The sequence below is a fragment of the Pseudomonas sp. TE3899 genome (assembly GCF_056279105.1).
Genome location: NZ_JBWBQR010000001.1, coordinates 4,681,059 through 4,694,179, shown reverse-complemented (window position 1 = coordinate 4,694,179; position 13,121 = coordinate 4,681,059). Strand labels below are relative to the sequence as shown.

11 protein-coding genes and 1 pseudogene are annotated in these 13,121 nt (G+C 60.2%); 4 read left to right on the top strand and 8 right to left on the bottom strand.

The features are described 5' to 3' along the window. Nucleotides 1–3: 3 nt before the first annotated feature. From tauA to ACZ89E_RS21365, 4 genes are all read right to left on the bottom strand, one after another. Nucleotides 4–981 (bottom strand): taurine ABC transporter substrate-binding protein, encoded by a 978-nt coding sequence (gene tauA, locus ACZ89E_RS21380; protein WP_149659035.1) that lies wholly within the window; start codon nucleotides 979–981, stop codon nucleotides 4–6. Nucleotides 982–1,217: 236 nt separating this feature from the next. Then, a complete protein-coding gene (gshA, locus tag ACZ89E_RS21375; RefSeq protein ID WP_476256399.1) occupies nucleotides 1,218–2,801 on the bottom strand; it encodes a glutamate--cysteine ligase in 1,584 nt (527 codons plus the stop codon). Between the two features lie 214 nt (nucleotides 2,802–3,015). Further along, nucleotides 3,016–3,399, bottom strand: a complete 384-nt coding sequence (locus ACZ89E_RS21370; RefSeq protein WP_476256398.1) for a PaaI family thioesterase — start codon at nucleotides 3,397–3,399, stop codon at nucleotides 3,016–3,018. Next, nucleotides 3,399–5,723, bottom strand: a complete 2,325-nt coding sequence (locus tag ACZ89E_RS21365) for a Tex family protein (RefSeq protein WP_476256397.1) — start codon at nucleotides 5,721–5,723, stop codon at nucleotides 3,399–3,401. The genes ACZ89E_RS21370 and ACZ89E_RS21365 overlap by 1 nt, the downstream gene beginning before the upstream one ends. Before the next feature lie 361 nt (nucleotides 5,724–6,084). On the opposite strand from ACZ89E_RS21365, the gene ompR reads away from it, so the two are divergent. Next, a complete protein-coding gene (gene ompR, locus ACZ89E_RS21360) occupies nucleotides 6,085–6,825 on the top strand; it encodes an osmolarity response regulator transcription factor OmpR (protein WP_123402686.1) in 741 nt (246 codons plus the stop codon). A gap of 102 nt (nucleotides 6,826–6,927) precedes the next feature. Continuing rightward, nucleotides 6,928–8,241, top strand: a complete 1,314-nt coding sequence (locus tag ACZ89E_RS21355) for an ATP-binding protein (protein WP_133837757.1) — start codon at nucleotides 6,928–6,930, stop codon at nucleotides 8,239–8,241. Between the two features lie 107 nt (nucleotides 8,242–8,348). On the opposite strand, the gene rimK is transcribed toward ACZ89E_RS21355, so the two are convergent. Genes rimK through rimA form a run of 3 tightly spaced genes read right to left on the bottom strand, consistent with a single transcriptional unit; the run spans nucleotide 8,349 to nucleotide 10,526 of the window. After that, nucleotides 8,349–9,254 carry a 30S ribosomal protein S6--L-glutamate ligase gene (gene rimK / locus ACZ89E_RS21350; RefSeq protein ID WP_054047778.1) on the bottom strand — a complete coding sequence of 302 codons (906 nt, stop codon included), beginning with the start codon at nucleotides 9,252–9,254 and terminating at the stop codon, nucleotides 8,349–8,351. After that, nucleotides 9,251–9,730, bottom strand: coding sequence for a retropepsin-like aspartic endopeptidase RimB (rimB, locus tag ACZ89E_RS21345; protein WP_054047776.1), 480 nt, complete (start codon nucleotides 9,728–9,730; stop codon nucleotides 9,251–9,253). Before rimB ends, rimK begins: the two co-directional genes overlap by 4 nt. A gap of 16 nt (nucleotides 9,731–9,746) precedes the next feature. Further along, on the bottom strand, nucleotides 9,747–10,526 hold the full coding sequence (rimA, locus tag ACZ89E_RS21340) for a S6 modification regulatory phosphodiesterase RimA (protein ID WP_476256396.1): 780 nt from the start codon (nucleotides 10,524–10,526) through the stop codon (nucleotides 9,747–9,749). A 116-nt stretch (nucleotides 10,527–10,642) separates the two neighbouring features. Here rimA and ACZ89E_RS21335 point away from each other — a divergent pair, with 116 nt between their 5' ends. Then, the gene (locus ACZ89E_RS21335) at nucleotides 10,643–11,050 is read left to right on the top strand and encodes an RNA-binding S4 domain-containing protein (protein ID WP_149659039.1); all 408 of its coding nucleotides are present in this window, start codon (nucleotides 10,643–10,645) and stop codon (nucleotides 11,048–11,050) included. 116 nt (nucleotides 11,051–11,166) lie between these two features. Here ACZ89E_RS21335 and ACZ89E_RS21330 read toward each other — a convergent pair. Continuing rightward, nucleotides 11,167–11,977: pseudogene (locus ACZ89E_RS21330) on the bottom strand (phosphatase PAP2 family protein). Between the two features lie 102 nt (nucleotides 11,978–12,079). Between ACZ89E_RS21330 and hslO the strand changes: the two are divergent. Beyond that, a complete protein-coding gene (hslO, locus tag ACZ89E_RS21325; protein ID WP_123515852.1) occupies nucleotides 12,080–12,982 on the top strand; it encodes an Hsp33 family molecular chaperone HslO in 903 nt (300 codons plus the stop codon). Nucleotides 12,983–13,121 lie beyond the last annotated feature (139 nt).

The following is a 13,121-nucleotide window of genomic DNA, read 5'->3' as shown; positions in this document are numbered from 1 at the left end:
CGATCAGTTGGTGATGTATTTCGCGCTGACATACGGGGCGTAGTCCGGCAGCACGGCCTCGACCTTGCCTTGTTCTTTCAGGAACGCGGCGGTGTCGGTGATGGCCTTGGTGGTCGGTGCGCCGAGGGTGATCACTTGATCAGCCGCCAGTGGGTAGACGTTGCCTTGCAGCAGCAATGGAATGTCAGCCGCTTTGGCGCCGGACAGCTTCACCAGTTTGTCGACGTTGCTTTGGTTGGCGAGCCAGGTTTTTGGGTCTTTGCGGTAGTCGGCGTAGGCGTCGAGGGTCACTTTGGCGAACGCGGTGACGATTTCCGGGTGCTTCTCGGCGAAGTCTTTACGCACGATCCAGGCATCGAAAGTCGGCGCGCCGAACTTGGCCAGTTCGCCAGAGGTGATCAGCACTTTGCCGTTTTCCTTGGCGACGCCCAGAGCCGGGTCCCAAACGTAAGTGGCGTCGATATCACCGCGTTTCCACGCAGCCACGATGGCCGGCGGCGCGAGGTTGAGGATGGTGACTTTCGACGGGTCGATGTTCCAGTGTTTGAGCGCGGCCAGCAGGCTGTAGTGGCCGGTGGAAACGAATGGCACGGCGATTTTCTTGCCGATCAGGTCTTGCGGGGTCTTGATCCCGGAACCGTCGCGAGCGACCAGGGCTTCAGCGGCGCCGATCTGGGTGGCAATGAGGAAGGTTTCCACCGGGACTTTGCGAGTGATGGCAGCGGTCAGGGGGCTGGAACCGAGGTAGCCGATCTGCACGTCGCCGGAAGCGATGGCGGCGATGATGTCGGCACCGTTGTCGAATTTGCGCCAGTCGATCTTGGCGTTGGTGGCTTTTTCGTATGCGCCGTCAGCCTGGGCGACTTTGGCCGGGTCGACGGTGGTCTGGTAGGCGACAGTGACGTCAGCCGCCTGGGCAAAGAAACTCGCCGCAGCCAAAGACGCGGCCGCCAGGAGGCGAAGAGGGAAATTCATTTTCATTGAGAGAAGCTCCTATCAGGCGACCGAGGATCGGCGTGAAAGGAGACTAAATGATATAAGAATCCGAAAATAAATAACTTTTTCGAATTAGCTTATGAGCGGAAAATTCTAAGCGCGTCACCAGATCGTTCCCACGCTCTGCGTGGAAATGCAGCCCATGACGCTCCGCGTCACTGGGCGCAGAGCGTCCCTTGAGGCGTTCCCACGCGGAGCATGGGAACGATCAAGATCGTCGTTTAGTTACTGATCGCCAGAATACTCGCCTGATACGACCCGACAAACACATCGAAATCGCCGACTTCGTTCTGTTCCAGTTCCGCCTGATCAGCCAGCGACTTGCGCGCCAGCTCCTCAAACTTCGCCTGCTCTTCAACGCTCAGCGGTTCACTGCGAAAGTACTCCGCATGAACCCGGCTCTGACGCAGGGAGAACTGGGCAAAGGTTTCCTTATGCTCGGCCATCGCCGCCAGCACCATGGCCGAAGGCGTCCGGGACGGGTCCTTGATCTTCTCCAATTGCACGTCCAGCGCCTTGCTGTGCGCCTCGCCGCCATGGCTTTGATCAAGCAACGCGGCCAGCGGGGCAATCTGCTCCAGCAACTCGGTGGCCCATTCCTTCATGTCCACCGGTTGGCCGTCACGCTGCAATTGCAGGCCCGGGCGGCGACCTTCCTTGACCACGCTGAGGAAGTTGGTCGTGGCATTGGTGCAGGTGGTGTTGGCCAGCAACGGGCTTTCATTCAACGCGCAGTACAGCAGGAACGCATCGAGGAAGCGCGACTCGGTCAGGTCGATGCCCATCGGCAGGAACGGATTGATGTCCAGGCAACGTACTTCGACGTACTGAATGCCACGGGCCACCAGCGCCTGGATCGGCCGCTCGCCGGTGTAAGTCACGCGTTTGGGGCGGATGTTGGAGTAGTACTCGTTTTCGATCTGCAGGATGTTGGTGTTGAGCTGAATCCACTCACCGTCCTTGTGCGTGCCGACTTCAACGTACGGGGCGTAAGGCGTGGCCACCGCTTTGCGCAGGCTGTCGGTGTAGCTCGCCAGGTCGTTGTAGCAAGGCGTCAGGCCGGCCTGAGCGTTGCTTTGATAACCGAGGTCGCTCATGCGCAGGCTGGTGGCGTATGGCAGGTACAAGGTGTCCGGGTCCAGTTGCTCCAGTTGATGGGAGCGGCCGCGCAGGAAACCGGCATCCAGCGCCGGCGAGGCACCGAACAGATACATCAGCAGCCAGCTGTAGCGACGGAAGTTGCGAATCAGCGCGATGTAGGCCGACGACTGATAGTCGCGGTCGGTGCCGACAAAGCCTTCAGCCTCTTTGAGCAGCGGCCAGAGCTGTTCCGGCAAGGAGAAGTTGTAGTGAATCCCGGCGATGCACTGCATGGTCTTGCCATAACGCAGGGCCAAACCCTTGCGGTAGACGTACTTGAGTTGACCGATGTTGGACGTGCCGTAATAGGCGATCGGGATATCTTCCTCGGCCGGCAACGGGCACGGCATCGATGGACTCCACAGGTACTCGTTGCCGAGCTTGCTGTAGGCAAAACGGTGAATGCTGTCCAGGCTCGCCAACGTGTCTGCCGGGTCGGGCAGGGCGGGCGTGATGAACTCCAGCAGCGATTCGGAATAATCGGTGGTGATTTTTTCGTTGGTCAGCGCGGAACCCAATTCTTCCGGGTGCGGCGTTTGCGCCAGTCGACCTTCATCGGTCACGCGCAGGCATTCACGTTCGATGCCGTGAAGGCACTGTTCGAGCAGAGAGAGGTTAGCGCGCTCGCCGAGCAGAGCCAGGCGGCGGTTGAGAAGTTCGCTCAAGTTGGATTCCTTCACGCGTCAGTCGCCCCAATATGGGGGTGGGCAAGACGGTCTACAAGGGTGAAGTTAAAACTGGCGTTTTCGCCTGGTTCTTGAGCCATATCGGCCCGTACTGAAATGCCAACTTCACTCCCTGAATCTGGCTGTCGCGCACGCGGAAAAGTTCGACGCCGCAGTCGTAGCGCCGAAATTAACTCAAATCGAGGGTGGGGAGCTATAGGACAGCGAACGTGCCTTGCGCTTTTGCGACCAATTTGTCGCCTTGCATCACGTCGGCTTCGACCACCAATGTGCGGCGGCCCGGATGGATGACCCGCGCCGTGCACATCACTTCACCGTCAGACACGGCGCGAATGTAGTTGATCTTGCATTCGATGGTCGCGCTCTGCTGGTCAAAGCCGTGGGTGCTGGAACAGGCCAGCCCCATGGCAATGTCCACCAGACTGAACAACGCCCCGCCGTGCAGCTTGCCGCCGCGATTGCGCAGTTCTGGCGCCAGCCCCAGGGCGACTTGCGCCACCCCGGTTACCAGACTGTGCAAACGACATCCCAGCAACTTGAAAAAAGCGCTTTCGGTCAGCCCGGCAGGGATGTCCATCAGCGTTTCTTCAACTGCTTGGCATTGGCGAACAGCGAAGCCATGGCGTTGTTGGCCGGGGCCGGCGCCGTGGTTTCCTTGCGCGGTGCAGTGTTCTGGGATTGGCGCGAAGACGAGCCCGGGCGTGCGCCACGGGCGCCGTCGATTTTCTCGCCCGGCGTGTCGCTCATGCGCATCGACAGGCCGACGCGTTTGCGCGGGATATCGACTTCCATGACCTTCACCTTGACCACATCACCGGCCTTCACCGCTTCGCGCGGATCCTTGATGAACTTCTCCGAAAGCGCGGAGATGTGCACCAAACCGTCCTGATGCACGCCGATGTCGACGAACGCGCCGAAGTTGGTCACGTTGGTCACCACGCCTTCGAGGATCATCCCCAGTTGCAGGTCCTTGAGGTCTTCGACGCCTTCCTGGAACTCGGCGGTCTTGAACTCGGGACGCGGATCGCGACCGGGTTTTTCCAGTTCTTGCAGGATGTCGGTGACCGTTGGCAGACCGAATGTTTCATCGGTGTACTTCTTCGGATCGAGGCGCTTTAGGAAGCTCGCGTCGCCGATCAGCGAGCGGATATCTCGGTCGGTTTCAGCGGCAATGCGCTGGACCAGCGGATAGGCTTCCGGGTGAACGGCGGACGAATCCAGCGGGTTGTCGCCATTCATGACGCGTAGGAAACCGGCAGCCTGTTCGAAGGTTTTTTCGCCCAGACGCGCGACTTTCTTCAGCGCCGCACGGGTTTTGAACGCGCCGTGCTCGTCGCGGTGGCTGACGATGTTCTGTGCCAGGGTCGCATTGAGGCCGGAGATGCGGGCCAGCAGCGCCACGGAAGCGGTGTTCACGTCCACGCCCACGGCGTTTACGCAGTCTTCGACCACCGCGTCCAGGCCGCGCGCCAGTTTCAGCTGCGACACGTCGTGCTGGTATTGGCCGACACCGATGGATTTCGGGTCGATCTTCACCAACTCCGCCAGCGGATCCTGCAAGCGCCGAGCAATCGACACCGCGCCACGGATCGACACGTCGAGGTCCGGGAATTCCTTGGACGCCAGTTCCGACGCCGAGTAAACCGATGCACCGGCCTCGGACACCATGACTTTGGTCATCTTCATCGCTGGGTATTTTTTGATCAGCTCAGCAGCCAGTTTGTCGGTTTCACGGCTGGCGGTGCCGTTGCCGATGGCGATCAGGTCTACCGCGTGCTTGGCGCACAGGGCGGCGAGGATCGCGATAGTCTGGTCCCACTTGTTGTGCGGCACGTGCGGGTAAACCGTGGCGTGATCCAGCAGCTTGCCGGTGGAATCGACCACGGCGACCTTGCAACCGGTGCGCAGGCCCGGGTCGAGGCCCAGGGTGGCGCGCGGGCCGGCCGGGGCCGACAGCAGCAAGTCGTGCAGGTTGTGCGCGAACACGTTGATCGCTTCGGTCTCGGCGCCGTCGCGCAGTTCGCCCAGCAGATCGGTTTCCAAATGCGTGTAGAGCTTCACTTTCCAGGTCCAGCGCACCACTTCGCCCAGCCATTTGTCGGCGGCGCGGTTCTGGTTCTGGATGCCGAATTGTTGGCCGATCATGCCTTCGCACGGGTGCATGGTGCCCGGCAACTCGTCGCCGACTTTCAGCGCCGAACTCAGGATGCCTTCGTTGCGGCCACGGAAAATCGCCAGCGCGCGGTGCGACGGCATGCTTTTGAGCGGTTCATCGTGTTCGAAATAGTCGCGGAACTTGGCGCCTTCCTCTTCCTTGCCGGCGATCACGCGGGCACTGAGGGTGGCTTCCTGCTTGAGGTAGCTGCGCAGCTTGTCCAGCAGGCCGGCGTCTTCGGCGAAGCGTTCCATGAGGATGTATTTGGCGCCTTCGAGGGCGGCCTTCACATCGGCCACGCCTTTTTCGGCGTCGACGAAGCGTGCGGCTTCGGCGTCTGGCGTCAGGCTCGGGTCGTTGAACAGGCCGTCAGCCAGCTCGCCGAGGCCGGCTTCCAGGGCGATCTGGCCCTTGGTGCGGCGCTTCTGCTTGTACGGCAGGTACAAGTCTTCGAGGCGGGTCTTGGTGTCGGCGAGTTTGATGTCGCGCTCGAGTTGCGGGGTCAGCTTGCCCTGTTCCTGGATGCTGGCCAGGATGCTGATGCGCCGTTCGTCGAGTTCTCGCAGGTAGCGCAGACGCTCTTCCAGATGCCGCAACTGGATGTCATCGAGGCTGCCGGTCACTTCTTTCCGGTAGCGGGCGATGAAGGGAACGGTAGAGCCCTCATCGAGTAGCGCGACGGCCGCTTCGACCTGTTGTGGGCGTACACCGAGTTCCTCGGCGATGCGGCTGTTGATGCTGTCCATAAAACCACCTGACAAATTGTGAAAGCAGGCTCGCAGGCGCAGGGATAAAGGCCCGGCGAGTCTGGTTGAGCGGCCTGGCCTGCGCCGCTGCCTGGGTCAAAAGGCATTCCGTTGACCCGTGAAATCGAACAATTACTGCGCAAGCCGTGAAAATAAAAAGCGGCCACCCACAGTGACGATCAGACGTTGCCTGACACAAAACGCCGCGCATTATAACCAGCGTTCTGTCATTCGGGGGCATTGCACCCTGTAGGCAGAAATACCGGTTTTCTGGCGATGAAGGAAAAATCTGCTAACAATGCACACGGTGCGTATAACGGCAGCTACGCCATAATGCGCGCCGAGCTAAAAGGAGCATCTAATGAGCAGCACTGCAAACAATGCTGAAGGCGAAAAAATTCTGATTGTTGATGACGATCCAGGGCTGAGCAGCCTGCTGGAACGCTTTTTCGTCAGCAAGGGCTACCGCGCCCGCGCCGTACCGAACACCGAACAGATGGACCGCCTGCTGGCGCGTGAAGTGTTCAACCTGGTCGTCCTCGACTTGATGTTGCCCGGCGAAGACGGTTTGACCGCCTGCCGCCGCCTGCGTGGCGCGAACAACCTGATCCCGATCATCATGCTCACCGCCAAGGGCGATGAGCTGAGCCGCATCAAGGGCCTGGAACTGGGCGCCGACGATTACCTGGCCAAGCCGTTCAACCCGGACGAGCTGATGGCCCGGGTCAAAGCGGTCCTGCGTCGCCAGGCCGCACCTGTGCCGGGTGCGCCGGGCAGCGAAGACGAAAGCGTGACCTTCGGTGACTACGAACTGTCCCTGGCCACCCGCGAACTCAAGCGCGGTGACGAAGTACACATGCTCACCACCGGTGAGTTCGCGGTACTCAAAGCCTTGGTCATGAACGCCCGTCAGCCGCTGACCCGCGACAAGCTGATGAACCTGGCCCGTGGCCGCGAATGGGATGCCCTGGAGCGTTCCATCGACGTGCAGATCTCCCGTCTGCGCCGGATGATCGAGCCCGATCCGTCCAAACCGCGCTACATCCAGACAGTCTGGGGCGTGGGTTACGTGTTCGTTCCGGACGGCGCCGCCACCAAGTGATCGGCGATTTGTAGGAGCGGGTTTGCGGACGAAGTTGTCCGCAGACTCGCGATCCGCAATATGCGAGCATCGCTCGCTCCTGCAAGTGTGTAGCGGTTATCCATGAAAACCCCCGTTTGGTTCCCCCAGAGTTTCTTCTCCCGCACCCTGTGGCTGGTGCTGATTGTCGTCCTGTTCTCCAAAGCGCTGACCCTGGTTTATCTATTGATGAACGAAGACGTGCTGGTGGACCGCCAATACAGCCACGGCGTCGCCCTGACGCTGCGCGCCTATTGGGCCGCCGATGAAGAAAACCGTACGAAAATTGCAGATGCCGCGACCCTGATTCGGGTCGTGGGCGCCGGTGTGCCGGAAGGCGAACAACACTGGCCGTACAGCGAGATCTACCAGCGGCAAATGCAGGCGGAGCTGGGCGCCGACACCGAGGTTCGATTACGCATGCACTCCCCGCCAGCGCTGTGGGTCCGGGCGCCGAGCCTGGGCGATGGCTGGCTGAAAGTGCCGCTGTACCCGCATCCGTTGCGTGGCCAGAAAATCTGGAACGTGCTCGGCTGGTTCCTCGCCATCGGCTTGCTGTCCACCGCTTCGGCGTGGATCTTCGTCAGCCAGCTCAATCAACCCTTGAAACGCCTGGTCTATGCCGCACGGCAACTCGGCCAGGGCCGCAGCGTGCGCCTGCCGATCAGCGACACGCCGAGCGAGATGGCCGAGGTTTACCGCGCTTTCAACCAGATGGCCGAAGACGTCGAGCAGGCCGGCCGCGAGCGCGAATTGATGCTGGCCGGGGTGTCCCACGACCTGCGCACGCCGCTGACCCGTTTGCGTCTGTCCCTGGAATTGATGGGCGACCACAGTGATCTCAGCGATGACATGGTGCGTGACATCGAAGACATGGACGCGATTCTCGATCAGTTCCTGGCGTTCATTCGCGACGGTCGTGACGAGTCGGTGGAAGAGGTGGACCTGACGGATCTGGTGCGGGAAGTGGCTGCGCCGTACAACCAGAACGAACAGAAAGTCCAGTTGCGCCTGGAGCCGATACAGCCGTTTCCGCTGCGTCGAGTCTCGATGAAGCGCTTGCTGAACAACCTGATCGGCAACGCCTTGAACCATGCGGGCAGCAGTGTCGAAGTCGCGGCCTATGTGTCCGGCGACATCAGTGCGCCGTATGTGGTGCTGAGCGTCATGGACCGTGGCGCGGGGATTGATCCGTCGGAGCTGGAGGCGATCTTCAACCCGTTTACCCGCGGTGATCGGGCGCGGGGCGGGAAGGGCACAGGCCTGGGCCTGGCGATTGTGAAGCGGATTGCTTCGATGCATGGCGGGAATGTTGAGCTGCGTAACCGTTCGGGTGGTGGACTTGAGGCGCGGGTGCGGTTGCCGCTGGGGTTGATGCTGCCGCGGGATGCGGTCTGACGACAGCTGCGAGTGGCAAGCTGCAAGCCCCAAGTGAAAAGCAAGTCCAGCGTTAAGCCGCCGTCGCTTTTCCCTTGCAGCTTAAAGCTTGCCGCTTAAAGCTGCTTCTATCCCTTGCCCTTGGTGCGCGTCATGTTCGGCCCACCATTCTTCTCCAAATGCTCAATGATGATCCCCGCCACGTTCTTACCGGTGGTGGTCTCTATCCCTTCCAGACCCGGCGACGAGTTCACTTCCATCACCAGCGGGCCGTGATTGGAACGCAGGATATCCACACCGGCCACCGCCAAACCCATCACCTTCGCGGCACGCAACGCGGTCATGCGTTCTTCCGGCGTAATCTTGATCAAACTGGCACTGCCGCCGCGATGCAGGTTGGAGCGGAACTCCCCTGGCTTGGCCTGACGCTTCATCGCCGCGATTACCTTGTCGCCGACCACGAAGCAGCGAATGTCCGCGCCACCGGCTTCCTTGATGTACTCCTGAACCATGATGTTCTGCTTCAGGCCCATGAACGCTTCGATCACCGACTCTGCCGCGGTGGCCGTTTCACACAGCACCACACCGATGCCCTGGGTGCCTTCCAGTACTTTGATCACCAGCGGCGCGCCGTTGACCATGTCGATCAGGTCGGGAATGTCGTCCGGCGAGTGGGCAAACCCGGTGACTGGCAAACCGATGCCCCGGCGCGACAGCAATTGCAGCGAGCGCAATTTGTCCCGGGAACGGGCGATGGCCACCGACTCGTTGAGCGGGAACACGCCCATCATTTCGAACTGACGCAACACCGCGCAGCCATAAAACGTCACCGACGCACCGATCCGCGGGATCACCGCATCGAAACCCTCCAGCGGCTTGCCGCGGTAGTGGATCTGCGGTTTGTGGCTGGCAATGTTCATGTAGGCGCGCAGGGTGTCGATCACCACCATTTCATGGCCACGCTCGATACCGGCTTCGACCAGACGACGGGTGGAATACAGACGCGGGTTTCGCGACAGCACAGCGATCTTCATGCAACACCTGTGGAAGAGGTAGATACCGGGAACACCGGCTTGTCTTGTACGTATTTGATCCCCGGATTGACCACCAACTGGCCGTCGATCAGGGCTTTGGAACCGAGTAACAGGCGATAACGCATGGACTTGCGGCAGGCGAGGGTGAACTCGACCCGCCAGACCCGATCACCGAGGGCCAGGGTGGTGCTGACCACGTAGCGCATCTGCGCGTGGCCGTTGGAGCTCTTGATGGTTTTCATCGTCACCAGCGGTGCCTCGCAGCGGCGGTGGCGCAGTTGCACCACCGTGCCCAGGTGCGCGGTGAAGCGCACCCATTCCTGCCCGTCCCGCTCGAAGGTCTCGATGTCGGTGGCGTGCAGGCTGGAGGTGCTGGCGCCGGTGTCGATTTTTGCCCGAAGGCCCGCGACTCCCAAATCCGGGAGCGCCACCCACTCGCGCAGACCGACAACGGTCAAATGGTCAAATGTCTTCAATAGGAAAAACCGGCGATTAACGCATCCACGCCTCAGGGGGTACCTGGGGCAATGCCTTGAATGCAGGTTTGGCGAACCAGAAGCCCTGCATCAGAAATATTCCACAGTCCGCCAGGAAATCCCGTTCACCGGCGCTCTCAATGCCTTCGGCAATGACTGTAACGTTCAACTCCGCACACATTGTGACAACCCCCCGAACGATAGCCTGACGAACACGGTCGCGATCGACATTGCGGATCAGCGCCATGTCGAGTTTGATCAGGTCCGGTTGGAAATCAGCCAGCAGATTGAGCCCCGAATAACCGGCACCGAAATCGTCGATGGCGGTCTTGAAGCCGAATTCGCGGTATTCACGCAGAATATTGGTCAAATGGCGATAGTTATCTACGTGTTGGCTTTCCAGGGTTTCGAAAATCAGTCGGTCGATCGGAAAATTGTGTTCCTTCGCCGCCGCCAGGGTGCTGCGAATGCATAGTTCTGGACGATAGACCGCGTTGGGCATGAAGTTGATCGACAAGTGTGTCTGCATATTAAGATTGGCCGCACCTTCGATCGCGCGGGTCCGGCAGCGCTGGTCGAAACGGTAGCGGTTCTCTTCTGTAACCTGATCTAACACGGACAGCGCGCCTTCACCGGCCAGGCCACGGACGAGGGCTTCGTGGGCGAACACCGATTGGTCCCGCAGGTCGACGATGGGTTGGAAGGCAAAGGCAAAATCGAAGCCCAGCGGCTCGCTTTGCTGGCAGCCCTTGCAAGCGTTTTGGGGCGAAGTTAATGAAGACGGAAATATAGTCACTCGATCACTCCATGCCGGAGATCCGGCCGAGACCAGATTCTAGCTGGCAGACCCGGTTCTTGCGCCCGACAGAATCAGTAGTACAGTTCCGACTATTGGCAGAAAGAGGAATTCGTATGGCACAAAAACAGGAAGAGGACGACAAGGTCCGTCTCGACAAATGGTTGTGGGCCGCGCGTTTTTACAAAACACGGGCCTTGGCCAAGTCGGCCATCGAGAGTGGCAAGGTGCACTGCCGGGGAGATCGCTGCAAGCCGGGCAAGGAGCCGCGCATCGGCGATGAGTTCCAGATTCGCATCGGGTTTGAGGAAAAGACCATTGTGGTCCAGGCGCTGTCGATCGTGCGCCGTGGCGCGCCAGAAGCGCAGACGTTGTACGCCGAGACCGAGGCAAGCGTCGCCAAGCGTGAAGCGGCCGCGGCGATGCGCAAGGCCGGGTCGTTGGGCGTGAGCACCGATGGCAAGCCGAGCAAGAAACAGCGACGGGATTTGTTCAAGTTTCGCGGGAGCAGTAACGACGAGTAGTCCAAGGATCGTTCCCACGCTCTGCGTGGGAATGCCTCAATGGGCGCTCCGCGTCCGCTTTGGGACGCGGAGCGTCCCGGGCTGCATTTCCCACGCAGAGCGTGGGGAACGATCAATTACCGAACTGAAACGCTACGCACCACACTCATCCGCCGAAAGCACCGGCAATTTCCCCAGCAGCCCGAACACCGGCGCCGTCACCTTCAGGAAAAACCCCGAAACGTGATACGCAAAGGGCGTGTAGTAACCCCAGCCCAACGCCCACACCGCCAGCAGTACGCCGCCGATGTAATCGTCCTGGCCCCAATGCGCGCCCGCCACCAGTCGCGGCATCATGAACAGCAACGCCAGGCCCCAGATCGTCAGCGTCTGCCCGGTTCCACGGCTGAACACCGTCATGAACAGTGCCCAGATCAACAGAACAGACGCATGGTCACCGGGAAAGCTCTGGCTCGATCGGTCCTTCAATTCCCACGTCTTCTCAAGCCCGGGGAAGTAATCGCTCATCTGAATCGCGCCGTTGATCATCATCGACGGACTGCTGTGCTGCCAGCCCATGTGATCGGCAAGTTTCGAAAACAGCATGCGGATAAACAGCAGCAACAACAGGATCGCCAGGAAGCCGAAAAACGCCCGGCGGACATCGATGGCGTCGAACACCCAATCGCCCTTGATCAGCAGTGTCAGCAAAATCACCCCGACCACCGCGTCGAACGGACGCAGACTTGCAATTGCCCAGATGTGGAGCCATATCGGGTTGCTGGCCAACGGAGCATTGAGCAGGTGAAACAGCCACTCGTCGAAAAACACGCACAACATCTGACCCGTAGGCCATAACCAGAATGCCAGCAGTACCAGAGGCACGAAATTGCACAGCACCAACCGGCGGAGGTTCCACCTTGCTTGGAACAAACCCGGATTGTTCATAAAATGCCTCCAATGGCTGAACATCGCGCACCAAAACGGTGCCGCAAAGCGTAATTGTCACTACTTGTAACTAAATTGTCATCACTTCAGATACCCAGACCTATGACCGATCTACCGGATTCCGACTTCACCCAACGCTTCATCTTCGATGACAGCGACACCCGCGGCGAGCTGGTGGCGTTGGAACGTAGCTATGCCGAAGTGCTGGCCAAACACCCCTACCCAGAGCCGGTTGCGCAACTGCTGGGCGAACTGATGGCCGCCGCCGCGTTGCTGGTGGGCACCCTCAAGTTTGATGGGCTGCTGATCCTGCAGGCGCGTTCCGATGGCCCGATCCCTTTGCTGATGATCGAGTGTTCCAGCGAGCGCGAAATCCGTGGCCTGGCCCGTTACGAAGCCGACCAGATTGCCCCCGACGCGACCCTCGCCGACCTCATGCCCAACGGCGTGTTGGCGCTGACCGTCGACCCGACCCAGGGCCAGCGTTACCAGGGCATCGTCGACCTCGACGGCGAAACCCTGTCCGAGTGCTTCACCAACTACTTCGTCATGTCCCAGCAAGTCGGCACGCGCTTCTGGCTGTACGCCGACGGCCGTCGCGCCCGTGGCCTGTTGCTGCAGCAATTGCCTGCCGACCGTCTGAAAGACGAAGAAGAACGCGCCGCCAGTTGGCAGCACATCACCGCGCTGGGCAGCACCCTGACCGCCGACGAATTGCTGAGCCTGGACAACGAAACCGTGCTCCATCGCCTCTACCACGAAGAGCAGGTGCGCCTGTTCGATGTGCAGAAACTGCGCTTCCGTTGCAGTTGCTCGCGCGAACGTTCTGCCAATGCGCTGGTCAGCTTGGGTCTGGAAGATGCCCAGTCGCTGGTGATCGAACACGGCGGCCACATCGAGATCGATTGCCAGTTTTGCAACCAGCGCTACCTGTTCGATGCCGCGGATATCACTCAATTGTTCGCCGGCGCGGGTGTCGATACGCCGTCAGATACCCGGCACTAAAACGGTTCAGCGCAGGTAAATTCACTGGTTAGCGCCGGAATAACGCCGTTACGACGGGAGGGCCCTACTATTTTTGGGCGTTTCTGGCATAATCCGGCCCACTTTTTGTCGCGGTAGTAGTGCACGACTTTCTACTACA